This window comes from Pedobacter alpinus, assembly GCF_042684645.1.
GTDB classification, from domain to species: Bacteria; Bacteroidota; Bacteroidia; order Sphingobacteriales; family Sphingobacteriaceae; genus Pseudopedobacter; species Pseudopedobacter alpinus.
This window is the reverse complement of sequence record NZ_JBHULV010000036.1, coordinates 1-18,678: the sequence shown is the minus strand read 5'-3', so window position 1 is coordinate 18,678 and position 18,678 is coordinate 1. Positions and strand designations below refer to the sequence as shown.

Here is an 18,678-nt window from a genome sequence, read left to right as displayed (position 1 = left end):
TTGATTAATTGATGATTAATTCAAAAGCTCCAGAGGCATTAACGCTTAGCATATTTTTAGATTGATTAAAACTCCAATTAGCAGAAGCCAATTCTTTACCATCTATCTTTACAGATTTTGGCGCTTTGGTAAACCCGAATATCTGCACCTCAAACTGATGAGTGATTGGTTTAAAATCTCCAACAGGTTTATCAACTGTGATTTTTAAACCATTTGTAGTTTCTTCACTTTTAATTTTAGTAATTGCTAATTTTCCATTTTGGTAATCAAGGTTTTTACCTTCATCTTCATATAAATCAAAACTAGATTTACCTGAAGGATAAATGGCTAATGTGATGGTTTTAACTTCTTCAGTATCGGTATATTTCATATCCTTTTGCATTGGAATAATTCCACCGCCTCTTACGAAAAGAGGAATGCTATCAAGCGGCGCAACCACATGAATATATTTTCCACCCTCCAATTTTTTACCACTCCAGTAATCAAACCAAGTGCCTTTTGGTAAATATAAGGACCTTGTTTTAGCTGATTTCACGGTAACTGGGCAAACCATTAGGTTATCTCCTAAAAGGTATTGATCATCAATTTGATAGGTATTCACATCATTTTGATGGTTTAAAACCAAAGCCCTCATCATTGGGATGCCGGTTTTATAATTCTGATACATGGTTGAATACAAATAAGGCAACATGCGATAACGCATTTGATCATAATATTTGAAATTCCTTAGCGCATCTTCGCCGTAATTCCAAGGCTCTTTATAACCTGGATGATCCATCCCAAAAACCAAAGCCACAGGAGACAGCATCCCAAACTGAACCCAACGGATGTACAATTCAGGGTCGGCTGGATGCTCAAAACCGCCCATACAATGCGCCCAATTGCTCACTCCAGAAAGTCCGATATTTAAACCTGCTTTTATTACCGGAGCAAAATATTGCCACTCGCTAGGCCAATCTCCAGCAAAAATGAAAGGATATCTTTGAATACCTGAGTAACCTTCTCTGGTTTGATTTAAGCCTCTTATTTTATTTAACTCTTGAAATTTCTCATAAGGTGCTTTTGCATAAGCAATAGGAAAAAGATTGTGTAAACGCTCAGCTTCTCTACCCGTTGGGCCAACTTTATCACTTTCGTTTGCTCGTCTACCAAATGCGCTACCTTCATCGGTTTTTAAAAACATGGCGCCTTGTTTAGCAACTCTCATTACCCCGTTTTCCCACCACCAATCCACTGCTTTTTGGTCAAAGAAATTCACAAATTCTCCGGGTTTTCCGTTTTCTGGATAGGTAAATCCTTTCTCACGAGCTTGATCTAATAAATTAAGTTTTTTAGCATTATCAAACCTTGGACGTAAATGCACACCAACCATGTTAAAGTTCATGGCATAAAGGCTATCAAACATTGATTTTGGATCTTTAAAAGTGTCTCTCCACTCAAAAGTGGTTGCACCTTTTCCCCCGTTTTCTCCAAACAAACGCCAAGTAGAATCTAGCCAAATGATATCGGCAGGAATATTTTGTGAACGTAATCGTGAAGCTAAAGCTAATACATATTGGGTGCTTGTCATTTCTTCATGACCCCAGGTTCCACCGCTATAAGTTCCTACATGTAAGCCTAAAGCAAATTTTGGCATTAGGGGAGATTTGCCAGTGATGTTGGTGTATTTATCAATTAAAGTCGGGAAATCAGGACCGTACATAAAGTAATAATCCAACTCGCCATCAACTGCGGAGAAACTATATTCATCAGGATTTGAGAAACCCATATCCCAATTAGAAGCGAAAGAATTATGGAGATAAATGCCATAACCTTTGGTACTCATAAAAAAAGTAACAGGACAATAATTAGCTTCTAGGATGTTATAAGCGCCAACTTCATGTGGTAATCCTTCTCCTCTACCCACATTTAATTGTAATTGCTTTCCCTTTCTATCCAAAAAATCCATACGCTCTCCAAAGCCGAAAAAATGCTCGTTGGCTTGCATCGTTTTAGTGATAGCGACTTCAGCATTTTGTTTTTTTGCAGGTAAAGCGTCTTCATTTAATAAAACATCCTTTTTGTTGTAAACCGAAATTTTAAAAGGAGATTTTTTGATAATTAATTTCAAACTATCGGATTGTAAAGTGATGCTTTCTTTACCTTCGGTTTGAGATAAGTTTACGGTAGACCAATCGTACTTGTTAACCATCAAATACTCATTGGCTGCAAAATTACCATCCCAACTGTATCGAACCCTAAAAACTTGAGGCGTACAAAATTCTACTTTAACAGCTCCATCTGTATTTTGAAAGGTAAACTCATTTCCTTTTCTTACTACAGATTTGAAATTGCTTTGAGCTTGAACATTCAAAAACTCAAATAGAAAAAGGAAAACAAGGAAAAACTTCGGTTTTAACATTCGCATTATTTGCCCCCCATTTTATAAACTTCGGCACCAGCCAAAAGAAAACAACCTAAGCCATAATCTTCAAAATCAGGCATACTGGTGTATGTTACTGGTTGACCATCTTTAGGCTCTTTTCCTGTTCCTTGCATATAACCTAAAAATCCAGTTGGATGAACCGCTTTTGTTACCATCGCATTCCAAGCTTTTTCTACCACAGGCTGATAAGTCGCTTTGTCTAACAAACCGTTATTCATACCGTAAGCCATTCCGTAAACAAAAAGAGCTGTTCCGCTAGTTTCTGGACCACCAAAATTATTTGGGTCGTTTAAACTCACATTCCAAAAACCATCTTCTCTTTGTAATGGAACTAAGGCTTTCATCATTTCTAAATAAGTTTTCAAGTACTCTTCGCGGTGCGGACCATCTTTAGGCATGATATCTAACACCCTTACCAAAGCTGCAACAACCCATCCATTTCCTCTACTCCAGTAACAATCATCGCCGTTTGGCTCTTTGTATGGAGGCACAAAAGCTTTATCTCTCCACCACAAACCTTCTTTTGCATTGTATAAACCACCTCCTTCAACTTCTTTGGTGTGCATATACATTTTGTACATGTACTCAAAATAAGCAGGGTTATTTTCTAAAACACCCAATTTTGCAAAAACAGGCATTGCCATTTGAATGGCGTCAATCCAAGTCCAATCGTTGATTTTACCGTTCGCCATCATCAAATCCATAGTTGCTTTGATGTCTTTGATACGCTCGGGCTGTTTGTCTATATAGTATAAATCGATATAAGTTTGACCACATGCTTGGTCATCTCCATTACGAGTTTTGATCCCGTTTCTTAATCCCCATTTATGTTTTTCGCCCCATTCAACTGCATAATCATAGTATTTTGGATTTTTATCCAACTTATACAATTCCATTAAACCTTCATAATAAACGGCTCTTGTCCAGATATTACTTGGTCTTTGGATGTTTGTAAAAATAGGCTTGTAAGGATCTGGCCATTTGTTCATAAAATAGCTATTGGTAAGCCTCATTACGTTTAAAATATCTTCCTTTTTTGCTGCTGTTTGCTTTTTTTGAACACTGCAGGATGATAAAGTGAAGGCTACTAAACTTAATACAATGATTTTATTTGTTGATTTAAACATAGTGTATATAATATTGAATAAATTATTATTTTGTTTATTGGTTAGCAAAATTAAGTTTAAGAGAACTAAGGGGTTCAATTGATTTCGAATGCTATATTAGAGATTTTAAATCAATGTAGCAACCTGCTTTGTCCTGCAATAATTTAAATGCTATTTTTGCAATATGCATTACTTAATTAAACCTCTAAAACTTATCCTGAGGTCGTTTTTTGTCTAATTCTTCAAAAGGGATAACTCCTGTTTTTGTAGCCCAGTCATTATATAATTTGGTCAATTCTTTTACCTTATCAGGATATTTTGTGGCGAGGTTGTTCATCTCGATTCTGTCCTTTTTTAAATTATACAACTCCCAATTGTTACTTGGATATTCTGAAACCAGTTTCCAATCTCTAGCTCGTAAAGCTCTGTTTCCTTCATGCTCAAAAAACAAAGCTTCATGTCCTTTCCACTTTTTCTTTTGGAAGATGGGTAAAAGACTTTTTCCTGTTGTTGCAATGATTTCATTGCCTTTATAAGTTTTGGGATAGTTTACACCTGCCAATTCTAAACAAGTATTCATCACATCAATAATATGAGCCGGTTGATGGTTAAGTTGTGGCTTGATATAATTTGGACCATAAGCAATAAATGGTGTAGCAGTGCCGCCCTCGTATTCCCAATGTTTGAAGGAACGAAAAGGAGTATTACTTACATTTGCACCCTCGAAACCATAAGCTGTAAAGGATGATTTATTGGAGGCTAACATTTTAGATGCTTTGAAAATTTGGGGAGAAAAGCCTGTGTTATTGATGGTTTCGTTACTTCCTCCGTTATCAGAAAGGAACATGAAAACTGTATTTTCTTCCTCGCCCAGCTCTTTTAGTTTTGCTTTTAGTTTCCCGATGTTTTGATCCATTCTGTCTATCATAGCTGCATAAACGGCCATTTTATCATCCCAATCTTCTTTTTGTTTTTGAGTGAGGCTGTTCCAATCGGGTAAGTTTGGGTCGCGAGGAGAGAGTTTCTCATTTTTAGATATTACACCCATTTGCTTTTGCTTTTCAAAACGTTGCTGCCTTAACACATCCCAACCTTGCATAAATTCACCTTTGTATTTGGCGATGTCTTGTGGTAAAGCGTGTAATGGCCAATGTGGCGCTTGATAAGCCATAAATAAGAAAAATGGCTGATTAGGTTTACGTTTTTCTTCTATAAATTTTATGGCGAAATCTGTATAGGCGTTTGTAGAATAATAATCAGACGGGGTTTTGTATTCTTCTTCGTTTAAAACGATGCTTAATTTTTGATTTGGGCGATATGGTCGGTTTTCGAAATAGCTGTTTGCACCATCAATTAAACCAAAATACTGATCAAAACCACGACGAGTTGGCCAATTTTCTTTGGCTTGGCCGAGGTGCCATTTACCTGTCATGAAGGTTGCGTAACCACCTTCTTTTAATGCTTCGGCAATGGTAACTGATTGTCTATTTAAATATCCTTGATAAGCTGGTTCTGGCCTAGTATTCATCATATCTCCAACTCCAGCTTGATGCTGAAAAAGCCCTGTAATTAAGGAAGCTCGAGTTGGACAACAGCGTGAAGCGTTATAAAAATTAGTCATTTTTAAGCCTTTAGCTGCCATTTCATCTAATACTGGGGTTTGAGTCTCGGACCCGAAACTTCCGATATCAGAAAAGCCCATATCATCAGCCAAAATGAGTACGATATTTGGATGTTTTTTAGCGATTTGCTGTTGTGCAAATGATTGTGAAGAGATATTTAACAGTGTTAAAAATGAAATGATTTTTACTGTTTTATTCATTTTGATTTTGTTTACATGTTTAGGTGCATTAACGATTGAAGCGGCATCCTTTTTGGCTTTTTCTGCCAAAAAGATATAGCGGAAAGCGTGTTAAAATGCCCAATTCATTATTTTAAACGCTATATCTAACAAATTTCAAATCCTACTTAATGTATTTAGCCAACTTTAACCCTTTAATTTCTTTGATCCCATCTACCACTTTTTGAGCATTGAATTTTGCACCTTCTTCTATGGTATGGGTTGCGTCTTTTGGCCCGAAATAAAGCTCATTTACTTTCGCTTCACCTGCTTTATTGTATTCATCGGCAATGAGTTTATTTAAATCTATATAATATGCATTTTCTTGGATGGCTGCAGCTCGAGCCCACTCTATATACTCAGATCGGTTCACTTTTCCGTTGTTCCACGAGTTGCGGGGAATGAGCGAACAAACGATTGGAATACCACCTTTGGCTTTGGTTTCTCGCACAAACTGACGAATGTACCAGCCGTAACTATGCACCAATTCTTTCTTTTTTAAGATGGGATTGTAGATTTCTTGGCTCTCATCTCCATTTCCTTTGATGGTTCCTCTTGCTCTGGCGGTATCATCTAATGGACTGCTATCGTTATGCCCAAATTGCATGATGACATAGTCACCAGGTTTCATTTTTACCAAAACGCTATCCCATAAACCTAAAGCCCTGAATGTTTTGGTACTTGTACCGCCTAAAGCATGGTTTTTAAACTCTACTTTTTTTGGATCAAATAAGTCGCCGATGAAGTGTCCCCAACCCCATAAACCGCCAGCGCCATTGTCTCTTCCGTTTTTAACGGTTGAATCTCCAATGAGGTAAACCGTTGGTTTATTGGCGATTTTTAATGCTGTACATGCGAAAATTATTAAGGATAATGTGATGAGGCTTAGTTTATGGGTTTTGTTCATAATGATATTTTTATTTCTTATTGTACTTTTTAGGCTTTTACGCTCATGGCTTTCCGGCCTCATGAGCGGCCAACTCTAGTCACTTTTCCCTTGATGAAAAAGTAACCAAAAAATCAAGGCTAACGAATATTTGTTCACATAGCCTCAATAAATCTTTTAAGTACAATCCGGAGCCGTGTGAATGTTATTGCTATTTTTATGATTCTACACCACTTATTCGGATTGTTTAATTGCTGTGGTTTATTTAGGTTTCTGCTAAAGATTTATTGGACTCTGTTTCCAAATCTTCTAAGGCCGGTCCTTTTAAACTTACACTTTTATTGTTCAACCTTTTACTTCAAACTTACTATTAACCATTCAAAGCTTTTTTCAATTTCTTTTCCTTCGATAATTTTAAGCCGTCTACTACAGATTCGGCGTTCATTTTTGCGCCGTCTTTGTTGGTATGGGTATGCTCGTTGGGGAAGAATGGTTTTACTTTTTCTGGCCCCATGGCGTTGTATTTATCTGCTGTAATTTTGTTGAGATTGATAAAAGTAACATTCTTTTCTTCGGCTATTTGTTGTGCCCATAAACCGAAATCCTTATCGGCTAATATTACTTTTCCGTCTTTCCAATCGTTTCTTGGAATCATTGATAAAATGATTGGTGTTGCACCTTTTGCTCTGGCTTCGTCTACAAATTTTCTTAAATATTGTCCGTAAGTATAAACGGTTTCTACACTTCCGTCTTTCCAATTTAAATTAACAGAATCTTTTCCAATTCCTCTTAAAACCCCTCTGTATCCATTTCTTGAAGTATCTGGCTTACTGCCTTCGTTATGCCCAAATTGCATCATCACATAATCGCCAGGTTTTAACATGCTCAAGACTTTTACCCATCGCTTTTCTTTAATAAAAGTTCTAGTACTTCTCCCAGCCATGGCATTGTTTTGAATGCTGATTTTGGTGGTATCAAATAAATCTGGCAATAAAGAGCCCCAACCCCACATGTCTTTATTTGAATTTCTAACTGTAGAATCTCCAATTAAATAAAGCGTTGGTTTGTTGGCTGGCTTTAATGCCACACAAGCCGTAATAACTATTGCAAATAGGTATAAATAAGATTTTTTCATTTTTATTTGATGCTGATTTTTGTTGTTCCTGAGGTTAAATCCTCTGATTTTGCCGTAATAGTAATTTCGCCATTTGATGCTTTTGCTCTAATAATAGCATTACATGAACCCTTATAAGCAAAACGTTTAGTGTCTTTAAACTTTTCATGACTGGCGTTAAAACCATTTTCGACGGCAACAATTTCGGCATTTTCACTTATGCTAAAATTAATCAAAGGAGTTGCATTTGGACAAAGATTTCCGTCTTTATCAACCACTTTTGCGGTAACGTAAACTACATCATCCCAATTATTACTTATACTAGATTTCTCTACTTCTAAAACAATTTTAGCAGGTTCAAAAGCTGTTTTAAACTCCTCAAAACTCACATCTTTACCTCCATTTCTACCAACCGCTTTTATGGTTCCTTTTTCGAAATTCAATTCCCAATTTCTTGGGGAATCATTGGCTGGTTTTGGTTTTACACCTTGAGATTTTCCATTTAAAAACAGCTCGACTTCTTCGCAGTTGCTGTAAACTTGGACATTTGCAATGTCATAAGTATCAAAATCTGATGGTGTCCAATTGGCAACCCAATCTCCTTTTCCTGCATTATCATCTCTTCTTACCAAATGCACAACAGGTTTATCACTCCACCAACTTTGGCGTTGTAAACCTTCTGTTCTCCATCTTCCTGATATATCAAATAAGCCTTGATTATTGGTTACTTCTGGCCAATCTGCTTCACCTAAATAATTAAAACCAGTCCATAAAAACTGACCAGCCATGTATGGTTTATCCCTTAAAATTAACCAACCTGCTTGTGTATGTCCGTTTTCTGTACCAATTACTTTTTGTGTTGGATTGGCTTCATGAAAATTAACCAATTCGCTTTCTCTATAATTTTGACCAACAATATCCATTGTTTGGGCAAAGCCATTGGTGTAAACCTTAGATGCTGATGGACGAAACAAAGCCATAGTTACCGGCATATCTGGAATAATACTATGAATTAAATCTTGTTGGTCTTTATATTTTTTAAAGCCTTCTGGGCTGTCTAAATTATCTCTAATCTCGTTACCCACACTATAAATCACTACTGATGGATGGTTTCTATCTCGCAAAGCTAAATCGCGAGTATCACGTTCCCACCAATCTTTAAAATAAAGGTTGTATCCGTTTTCTCCATTATTTTTGCTAGTGGTCCAAGTATCAAAAGTTTCATTCATTACCATGATACCCATTTTATCACAAAGACTCATAAACTCTGGCGAAGCTGGATTATGCCCAACTCTAATTGCGTTTACGCCAACTTCTTTCAATAATTTAAATCTTCTTTCCCAAGCTGATAATGGAACCGCAGCACCCAAACTTCCTGCGTCGTGATGTAAACACACCCCTTTTATTTTGATGTTTTTATCGTTTAACCAAAACCCACTAGCAGCTTCAAATCTGGCTTCTCTTATTCCAAATTCTGTGGTTTTTTGGTCGATTTCTTTTCCACCTGAAATGATTTTTGTTACAGCCTTATACAAGTTAGGACTTTCTACATCCCAAAGTTCTGGTTGGTCTATTGTTAAGAGTTGGGCGTAATTTAGCTTTCCGGAAGCAGTTAAATTTTGCTTTGTAGAGGTGATTGTTTTTACCGTTTTACCTGACGGCGAGATGATGCTGACTTGTAATTCGACCGATGATGGACTGTTACTTTCATTTGTTAAATTCATTTCTACACTCAATTCGGCTTGCTTTGCATCAGACTTTTTTGTTCTTACAAAAACTCCCCAATGGTCAAAATGAATAGGATTTGTAGTTACCAAACGTACATGACGATAAATTCCTGCTCCGGCATAATACCTTGAAGCTGGCTGAACAGAATTATCGGCTTTTACAGCGATGACATTTGATTTTCCTTTACCGAAGTTTAGGAAAGAAGTTAAATCATAACTGAAACCACTGTAGCCATTCGGTCTTTTACCTAAAGATTTTCCATTAATAAAAACTTCTGAATTAGCCAATACACCATCAAATTCGATGGAGATTTTCTTATCCTTTTGATCATCGGCTAGCGTGAATCTTTTGCGATACCAACCAATTCCTGATGGCAAATATCCGCCACCACGGCCAGTTGCATTTAGCTTATCATATTCTCCTTCAATGCTCCAATCATGCGGAACACTTAATTTTCTCCACCCAGCGTCAGCATATTCTGGCTTTTCGGCCCCTACAACATCTTCTTGTTTAAAGCTCCAATCGTTATCAAAAGAAGCTTCAACTCTTGAATTTGCATTTTGAGCAAAACTCAAAAAACTAACTGTGGTAAAAAATATAAATAATACTGACTTTATATATTTCATAATTTTAGTTTTTGATGTTGAGATTTAGATAAACTGGCGCATTTCTATCGCAGGTGATAACTCCGTTTTCGTATTTTAATTCGGCTATTTGAATAGAACTTCTTCTTTGTTCAAAACCATCTTTTCCTTTGTTTTCTGGCGTACGGCCAGGATGTGTAAAGTAATAAATGTAGGCTTTATCGCCACGAACTACCACATCTGGGTGACCACCCATTACGCCATCATCAACACCAGTACCCGGAATTTCTAAAATATTATCAGGCTGCTTTGTCCATTTCATCAAATCATCAGAACTATAAATTCCTAATCCTCGCCACATATCTACCACCATCCAATATTTATCTTTCCATCTAAAAACTTTTGGCCCTTCGCCTCTTGTTGATAGTGCTTTTCCTTTATCAGTCCAGTTGTACAAATCTTTGCTATCGGCATAATAAACCGATTTTCCATCATTCTCATTATTGTACCACATTCGCCATCCGCCTTCTGGCAGTGGATAAACACAAGCGTCAATCACTTTATCTTTTGCCAATTGGAGTTTACTTTCAAACTTCCAATCGAACATATCTTTACTAGTCAAATGCAGGATATATCGAGGATGCTGCCAATCAGTAAAAATGCCTGGAACATAAGTCAAATACATGTGATAAATACCTTCATTTTCTATCACTTCTGGTGCCCAATGGGTATAGTCTTTATTTCTATAATTGATGTTTGCAGTATCGGCGTAAGCCCACTTTGAGCCATCTTTAGATTCGGCTATGCCAATTCTTGTTCCATGAACCCAAGTTACACCGTCATAACCTTCGCCTTTTGCTCTTCTGTTGGTGTAAAACATGACCCATTTATTGGTTTTTTTGTTAAAAACGATAACAGGATCTGCGGCACCATCATAAATTGGATCTCTGAAAAGAGGTTTATCAGCTAACTGAAGCTGATTATTTTTCTTTAATGATGAACAAGAAATAATGCTCAACAACAAAAATATATAGCAAAATATCCTCATTTACTTTTTAGCAGGTGTTAATTTAATATTTGGTTTTGGAGCTGGTTTCATTCCTTTTCCCATATAAAAACTAGTATGCGGAGGTTGATTATAACCCACATTTTGCCAAGCAATGCCTAAACGATACTGAGCATCATGCATTAAAGTGTATTGTTTGATAACAGTTGGAATGGTGGTTGAATAAATTCGGAGTTCAGTATTGTCAGTGCTTCTTAAAATGAGTTCTTCTCGCCAGTCTCCTAAAATATCTGCTGATAAAGCTGGGGTTGATTTACTTCCATTATTTGATGATGCACCCGTTGCAGTGAAAATTCTCCCCTTACCGTATTTATCGATGTTATTACTGTTTAGTAATTCTCTGCTAGCATCGCCATCCCAATGAATTAAGAAGTTAACCGATGATGGATTTGGACCAATCTTATTTCCTTTGATGTCATACAAGCCGTTTCCGCCAGACCACCACATTTGCGCTCCAACTCTGGTAGTATCAATATTTGCGGCAACTCCTCTACCTACATCTGTATTATCCTGAGCAGTAAACAAAACTTTTCCATCCGTGGCAGCATACAAAACCACACCCGGACCTTTGGTTCCATCCTCAATTTCATGAACTCCAAAAACCTCTTGACCTGGAATTTCAGGATCTAAATCAGAAACATGAATGGCGTCTCCGTGACGGAAACCAGTTGTAAATAAACCTTTGCCATTATCATCTACTACCATGGCTCCGAAAATGATTTCATCTTTACCATCTTGATCAACATCAGCAACAGAAATATTATGATTCCCCATCCCTGAATAAGGATTTGCCGCATTTTCGGAATCAAAAACCCATCTTGTAGTTAATTTACCGTCTCTAAAGTCATAGGCAGCTAAAACTGTACGTCCATAATAACCTCTGCACATGACTACGCTTGGGCGTACCCCATCTAAATAAGCCACACAAGCCGTAAATCTATCCACCCGATTTCCAGTATTGTCATTTCTGCCGTTTCCACCAAGTCCTCCCCACTCACCGATGTTTCCTCTACTTGGGATGTAATCTGTAGTTGCTAAAGCCGCTCCAGTTTTACCACTAAAAACAGTGAAATATTCTGGACCAGTGATTATTTTCCCAAAAGTTCTAGAGCGAGGATCCGTATCCACCCAATTTTTGGTTGCATCACCAATTACTGTCCCTTTAGCGTCTTTAGTACCATCAGCAGTTTTACAAGCAAACTCGGCTATGCCATCTCCATCTAAATCATACACCATAAATTGGGTATAATGTGCGCCTTCTCGAATGTTTTTACCTAAATTGATTTCCCATAAAAGGGTTCCGTCTAATTTATAAGCTTGAAAAATTGGAGGGTCTGTTAAACCTGTTGAAGCGTTATCTCTACCTCGTCCTGCTTGGTGTAAAACAATATCATATTGACCATCTCCATCCAAATCTCCAACAGAAACATCATTTGGTTGATAACCAGCAATGCTTTTTAGTTTGATAGCTAAGTATTGTTGGATTGGCGCTTTTGCAGCGATGGTAAAACTGCCAGCTTCTTCAGTTTCTTTATTTTTTAAAATGCTTTTTACAAAATAAGAATTGTTAACGTTTGAATCAGCTTTAAAATCGATAAAATTTGTAGCACCTGTAATAGGATTTTCATTAAGTTTTATTGGAGATTGTTCTCCGCTTTTTCTATAGAGATTGAAAGCTATTCCATCTAAATCGGTCCCTAAAACACGCCAACTCACAAATACTTTTCCGTTATTTTCCTTAACAGCTATTAAACCTCTATCTAAATATTCCATTTGACGTTGTGCTAAAGAGGCACATGAACAAAAAAGAACCAATAGAAAGGGATAAATCAACTTTTTCATTTTTTAAGAATTATGATGTTTTGTTTTGGAAACGCTTTAGTTTCCGCACCTAAATAAAAACCTGTATGCGGCGGCTGATTGTATGATGTATTTTGCCAAGCCACACTTAAACGATAGTGAGGATCATGCATTAAGGTGTAAAAATTATGGGTTGAAAGCGTGGTTGGCGTATAAATTCTAAGCTCTTTATTATCTGCAGAACGCCAAATAACTTCTTCTCTCCAATCGCCAAAAATATCAGCAGTTAAACAAGGCGTTGCTTTTGTACCGTTATTAGAAACAGCACCTTCGGCGGTAAAAATTCTTTCTACTTTTTGGGTTTTATGATCCCATTTTTCGATGTAGTTTTTATCTAACAGTTCCCGAGTTAAATCATCATCCCACCAAACTAAAAAATTTGTTGACTTAGGTCCAGTTTGTGAAATGGTATTTCCTTTTATATCTCTTAGACCACCGGGGCCACCCCAATTTTCATATCCTCGTTTTGTGGGGTCAATATCTGCAGCAACACCTCTTCCCACATCCACACCAGGACTTTTACTCCATAAAACCTCTCCGGTTTTAGCATCAAATTGAGCTACTCCGGGTGTCATCAAAGCTTCGGTTTTACCTTCACTTTCGTGGATGCCAAAAACTTCTAAACCGGGTCTATCAGGGTCTAAATCTGTTAAATGTAAAGCATCGCCATGGCGCAAACCTGTTGTGTATAAACCTTTTCCATTATCATCAACCGTTATGGCGCCAATGCAGATTTCATCTTTACCATCATTATCTACGTCAGCAACCGAAAGGTTATGATTTCCCATTCCTGAATATGGATTTTTATCATTTTCTGAATCAAAAATCCAACGTTGATTTAGTTTTTTCCCATCAAAATCCCATGCTGATAAAACCGAACGTCCGTACCAGCCACGCACCATTACAGCGCTAGGCTTTTTACTATCTAAATAAGCCACACAAGCGGTAAATCTATCTGAACGGCTAGCCGAATTATCATTTCCACCGTTGCCACCAATTCCGCCCCAACCATCTAATGGATACCTTGATGAAGTATAAATTTGGGTATCAATTGCTTTTCCAGTTAAGCCATCAAAAACAGTAATGTACTCAGGGCCTTCTGCTATTTTACCATGAAAAACACTTTTAGAATCATAATTTCTCCAGTCCTTATTTGCATCTCCAATAACTTTTCCAGTCCCATCAATGGTTCCATCTGCTGTTTTACAAATCAATTCAGAACGACCATCATTATCAAAATCATAAACTAAAAACTGAGTATAAGCTGCCCCAGAGCGGATGTTTTTACCTAAATCAATTCGCCATAAAAGCTTGCCCTCTAAAGTATAAGCATCTAAAAGCTGATGACCTGTAAAACCTAATTGAGGTGGGTTTTTAGCATTAGAAGGTTCCCATTTTAGGATGACTTCATATTGCCCGTCACCATCTAAATCACCCACACTTGCATCGTTAGCTGAATAAGTATAATCACTTCCTTCAATTGTACCACCTTTTGGAATTTGCAATGGAATGGCTAAATAAGCTTGATTTTGATTGGATGGATTGAATTTGATTTGCTTTAATAAAGTTTCTTTTCCCTTAATAACGGAATACAAAATATACTCACAAGATTTAACAGGACCACTAAAATTATCAATGTAGTTATTTGATTGAGCTGGTTTATTTAGTTTGACAGGCTTTTTTCCTTCCTCTTTTCTATAAAGTGAGAATTCTATTTCAGGATTATCATTAGCAAAAATTCGCCAGCCTACATAAACACTTTGAGGACTATTTTGTAAAGCAATTAATCCTCTATCTAAATATTCCATTTGCCTTTGTGCAAAAATTGACGTTTGTTGAAGAAAAAGAATTATTGTTACGACAGCTAACTTAATTTTTAAAAAAAGCATTAAAAGATCATTTATTCTATAATTGGTTTTTAAAGATAAGAATTATAGATTTTTATTGCATCATGCTCCATCCTGATAAATTTTTACAATATATTTTTTTTACAAAAAAAATACACATGTACAGGATGAATCAGGTTGCCGATTTATTTTTTCCTTTCTACATTTAATGACCAAAAAAAATTATAAACAAAATGAAAAAATTTTTACTTAAAAAGACGGGGCGTTTTGCCCTTATTGTAAATTTATTTACGATAACAGGATTGGCAGTTAATGCCCAATCTGATGGTGAGTTTAGAACAAGGGTAGTTTACTCTGGCTTTACTGCAACAAATACTTGGCAAACTTATACTGCTGCTGCAGGATGGGCAAACACCTCTACCCCTCCTGGCACAGGATCAATTGTAACAATAAGGGACGGGGTAGGGATAACCTCTAACTCTAACGGGATTGTTGTTGGAACATTAAATGTAGGAGAAGGAAATGCAGCAATTATAACATCTACAATAGTTTCTGGTGCTGTTACAGGTTTAACAATTGTTAATGCTGGACAATTATCTAGTATACCGCCAATTGTTTTTCAAGGAAGTGCAACAACAAGTGCCACAGCATCTGTAACTTCTTATAAAGTTACCGGAATTGATTTTAATTTTGGTGGTAGTGGTTATACATCTGCTACAACTGTTACATTTGCTGCTTCACCAGGAGGAGGAACTACTGCTACAGGTCAGGCAATTATTTCTGGTGGAAAAATAACAGGTATAAATATAACTAATCAAGGTTCTGGTTATTTAGCAATACCAGCAATTACTATTGCAGATCCTGGAATTGCTGAGGATGTTATTGCTGGTACACCAGCTATTCCTGGTGGTACCGGAGCCAGTTTCGGTGCTAAAGTAGGTATTGAAGCAATGACTATAACCAATGCTGGAGCTGGATACACTTCTGCACCAGCAGTTTTTGCAGGAAGTTATTTTCAAGTTGGTAATAACACAACGGCAAGATCAGTTACAATAGAAAATCTATTAAATTTTAGAAGCGGTTCAAATATGTTTAGTGGTGGAGCAACAGCTCAAACACTTTTATTAGGAGGGAATTTAACTGTAGTTTCACCCATAAGTTTTAGGTCTGTTAATGCTACTCAAACAGGAAATACAAATGTAACTTTCAATAAAGATAGAGCCGTTGGAGAGGCTTCCATTAACGGAGGGAACATCACTTTTAATAATTTAACCTTAAGTGCAAACACAACGGTAAATAACTATGCAACCATTACTGTTTTGGGTACTACAAATTTAAATGATACTGGTGTTTTGCCAGTAGCGTTAACATCCTTTACTGCAAAAAATGAAAGCAATAAGGTGAGAGTTTCTTGGACCACTTTGTCTGAAACAAATAACGATAGATTTGAAGTTTTAAAGTCTGTAGATGGTATAAACTTTACTAAAATTGCAAGCGTGAAAGCAAAGGGCTCATCAATTTATAGTGTTGATGATTATTACCCTTTTAATGGAACAAATTACTATAAACTTTTACAATATGATTTAAATGGAACAGTAAAAGATGAAGGTGTTAGGTTTGCTAATTTCTCTTTCAATACTAATGAAATTTCATCTAGTATTTATCCAAATCCAATTAAAAGCTCTGCTTCTGTTTTTGTTAAACTAAAACAAGGTGTTAGTAATACTAAACTAACTCTTTTTTCAAGTGATGGTAAAATTGTTCATGAAGAATCTGTGGATAACGTAGGAGAAGCTGGATATGAATTAAAAATCAAAAATGAATTAAAACCAGGAATGTATTTTTTAAACATCAGTTCTGGAAATTCTCTCGAAAGATTGAAAGTTGTTGTACAATAAATAACTCTGTTAAGTACTTTTTAAGAAAAGCGAGTTTGGGTAACCAAGCTCGCTTTTTTTCTAATCTTTAAAATACCGTTGAAAGCTGAAAATCTAATATTTTAGAAAATGTATCATTCACAATATTATTAAATAACTGTAAAATAAATGATTACAAAAATACATAGATACTTTTTGTTTATTATATTGCTTTTAGCTTATTTCCCTAACTATGCTGCTAAATATTATGTGGCCCCAACAGGAAGCGATATCAATACAGGCACCATAACATCTCCTTTTTTAACCATCCAAAGATCGCAAGATGTAGTGAGCGCTGGCGATACTGTTTATATTAGAGGTGGAACTTATATGATGACAGAAAGCCAAATTGCTTTAAAATCGAGCATTTTTGCATACGTAACTTATTTAAATAAGAGCGGAACTGCTGGTAAAACAATAAAATATTGGGCTTATCCAGGAGAAAAACCAGTTTTTAATCATAGCAATGTTAAACCCTTAAATTATAGAGTACATGCTTTTGAAGTTGTGGGCTCTTTTATTCATTTAAAAGGGTTAGAAGTAGTAGGTGTACAGGTAACTATTCTTACCCATACACAATCTATTTGCTTTGAAAACCAAGGCAATAACAACATTTATGAACACCTAAGCATGCATGATGGACAAGCTATTGGATTTTATTTAACCAAGGGCGCTAACAACTTGATTTTAAATTGTGACGCATATAATAATCATGATTATGTATCAGGAAATAAATTGGGGGGAAATACAGATGGTTTTGGAAATCACCCTTCATCGTCATCTCATACCAACAATATTTTTAGAGGCTGCCGAGCATGGTTTAATAGTGATGATGGTTATGATTGTATCAGCGCAAATGCACCAACTGTATTTGAAAATTGCTGGGCTTTTTACAATGGCTATTCTACAAGCTTTACCAGCTTGGGCGATGGAAATGGATTTAAAGTTGGCGGATATGGATCTGCCAGTCTAGATAGAATACCTAATATAATACCAAAAAACACTACAAAATTTTGCTTAGCCGTAAGAAATAAAGCAAATGGTTTCTATGCTAACCATCACTTAGCTGGTAATTATTGGTATAATAATACTGCCTACCTAAACGCATCTAATTATAATATGCTCAATAGAAAAGCTGCTACTAGCACCGATTATTTAACAGATGTACCAGGTTATGACCATGTGATGAAAAATAATTTAGGTTTTGCTGCTAGAAGTAAAGAAACTACTGAGATAGATGCCCCAAAATGCGATGTATCTTTCAACTATTTCACTTTACCTGTTACCGTTAACAATAGTGATTTTGTTAGCTTAGATTTAGTACAACTTACTCAACCTAGAAAAGAAAACGGGGATTTACCCGATATTAATTTCATGAAATTAGTGTCTGGAAGCGATTTAATTGATGCAGGAATTGATATTGGAATAGCTTTTGAAGGCACTAAGCCAGATTTAGGTTACAGTGAATTTAAATCTATCACTACCGGAATAGAAAAGTACCCCACTTATAAATGTTTTAAATTATACCCTAATCCATGTAACGATTCTTTAAACATCACGCTTACTAACCAAAATGAAGCTGTTATTTTAAAGATTTTTGCCATAGACGGTAAATGTGTTAAAGAGGAAATTTTATTCATTAAAGAAACTATTCAGATAGATATTTCAGAGTTAAATCAGGGTTCTTATATTCTTAACTTAAGTTTGATAAGTAACAATTTATCTTTGGTTAGTACAAAATTTATTAAAAACTTATAGATAGGTTTGTTTCATGTGTAAATTGATAAAAAATTACCACATGGCTTTTATTTAATAAGATGTAATACTTCAAAGAATTAAACTTTTGTTCTTATTAAAAATAATAACGATTATAGTTTTTTTATGGAGATAAAAACCTGCCTAGCAGAAGATATAAACGATTTACTATTTATTGCTAAAACATCTTACCAAGACCATTATACTTATTTATGGGATGATGAAGGCGTGAAATCCATCAGCACCAATTTCAGTTTAACTCAATTACAAAAGGAATTATCTAATCCAAACTCACCATTTTATTTACTCTATTATCAACAAAAACTCGTTGGCTTTTTAAAATTGAATTTAGATAGTGAAGTAACGGATTACTCTTCAATTGACGCTTTAGAATTGGAGCGGATTTACTTTATAAAAGAGGCAACTGGAAAAGGATTAGGTAAAATCGTTCTTGAATTTGTTATCGACTTAGCTAAAAAAATTAATAATACCAATTAAGTTTTATAAAGCCGTATATATTTTATATTTTAGGGCATGGGAAAGAAAGCACA

Annotated in this window: 12 protein-coding genes; 3 read left to right on the top strand and 9 right to left on the bottom strand. The window is 35.9% G+C overall.

All coding sequences use genetic code 11. The annotated features are described in order from the left end of the window. Nucleotides 1-4: 4 nt before the first annotated feature. The 9 genes from ACFSSE_RS10885 to ACFSSE_RS10845 all read right to left on the bottom strand — a co-directional run bounded on the left by ACFSSE_RS10885 (nucleotide 5) and on the right by ACFSSE_RS10845 (nucleotide 14,417). Complete coding sequence (locus tag ACFSSE_RS10885; RefSeq protein ID WP_379045483.1) at nucleotides 5-2,353, bottom strand: glycoside hydrolase family 31 protein; 2,349 nt, start codon at nucleotides 2,351-2,353, stop codon at nucleotides 5-7. A 53-nt stretch (nucleotides 2,354-2,406) separates the two neighbouring features. Then, on the bottom strand, nucleotides 2,407-3,552 hold the full coding sequence (locus tag ACFSSE_RS10880) for a glycoside hydrolase family 88/105 protein (RefSeq protein WP_379045480.1): 1,146 nt from the start codon (nucleotides 3,550-3,552) through the stop codon (nucleotides 2,407-2,409). Nucleotides 3,553-3,736: 184 nt separating this feature from the next. After that, on the bottom strand, nucleotides 3,737-5,353 hold the full coding sequence (locus ACFSSE_RS10875) for an arylsulfatase (RefSeq protein ID WP_379045477.1): 1,617 nt from the start codon (nucleotides 5,351-5,353) through the stop codon (nucleotides 3,737-3,739). Nucleotides 5,354-5,495: 142 nt separating this feature from the next. Next, nucleotides 5,496-6,278, bottom strand: coding sequence for a rhamnogalacturonan acetylesterase (locus tag ACFSSE_RS10870; RefSeq protein ID WP_379045474.1), 783 nt, complete (start codon nucleotides 6,276-6,278; stop codon nucleotides 5,496-5,498). 349 nt (nucleotides 6,279-6,627) lie between these two features. Continuing rightward, nucleotides 6,628-7,392, bottom strand: coding sequence for a rhamnogalacturonan acetylesterase (locus tag ACFSSE_RS10865; protein ID WP_379045471.1), 765 nt, complete (start codon nucleotides 7,390-7,392; stop codon nucleotides 6,628-6,630). A gap of 2 nt (nucleotides 7,393-7,394) precedes the next feature. After that, nucleotides 7,395-9,725, bottom strand: a complete 2,331-nt coding sequence (locus tag ACFSSE_RS10860; protein ID WP_379045468.1) for a sugar-binding domain-containing protein — start codon at nucleotides 9,723-9,725, stop codon at nucleotides 7,395-7,397. A 4-nt stretch (nucleotides 9,726-9,729) separates the two neighbouring features. After that, complete coding sequence (locus tag ACFSSE_RS10855) at nucleotides 9,730-10,731, bottom strand: glycosyl hydrolase (RefSeq protein WP_379100894.1); 1,002 nt, start codon at nucleotides 10,729-10,731, stop codon at nucleotides 9,730-9,732. Then, nucleotides 10,732-12,591 carry a rhamnogalacturonan lyase gene (locus ACFSSE_RS10850; RefSeq protein WP_379045462.1) on the bottom strand — a complete coding sequence of 620 codons (1,860 nt, stop codon included), beginning with the start codon at nucleotides 12,589-12,591 and terminating at the stop codon, nucleotides 10,732-10,734. It abuts the gene before it with no gap. Next, nucleotides 12,588-14,417, bottom strand: coding sequence for a rhamnogalacturonan lyase (locus ACFSSE_RS10845; RefSeq protein WP_379045459.1), 1,830 nt, complete (start codon nucleotides 14,415-14,417; stop codon nucleotides 12,588-12,590). Before ACFSSE_RS10845 ends, ACFSSE_RS10850 begins: the two co-directional genes overlap by 4 nt. A gap of 272 nt (nucleotides 14,418-14,689) precedes the next feature. Here ACFSSE_RS10845 and ACFSSE_RS10840 point away from each other — a divergent pair, with 272 nt between their 5' ends. The 3 genes from ACFSSE_RS10840 (at nucleotide 14,690) to ACFSSE_RS10830 (ending at nucleotide 18,625) form a co-directional block, all read left to right on the top strand. Beyond that, nucleotides 14,690-16,354, top strand: a complete 1,665-nt coding sequence (locus ACFSSE_RS10840; RefSeq protein WP_379045456.1) for a T9SS type A sorting domain-containing protein — start codon at nucleotides 14,690-14,692, stop codon at nucleotides 16,352-16,354. 147 nt (nucleotides 16,355-16,501) lie between these two features. Beyond that, entirely contained in the window at nucleotides 16,502-18,130 is a 1,629-nt protein-coding gene (locus ACFSSE_RS10835; RefSeq protein WP_379045453.1) for a right-handed parallel beta-helix repeat-containing protein, read from the top strand. A gap of 123 nt (nucleotides 18,131-18,253) precedes the next feature. Next, nucleotides 18,254-18,625, top strand: a complete 372-nt coding sequence (locus ACFSSE_RS10830; RefSeq protein ID WP_379045450.1) for a GNAT family N-acetyltransferase — start codon at nucleotides 18,254-18,256, stop codon at nucleotides 18,623-18,625. Nucleotides 18,626-18,678 lie beyond the last annotated feature (53 nt).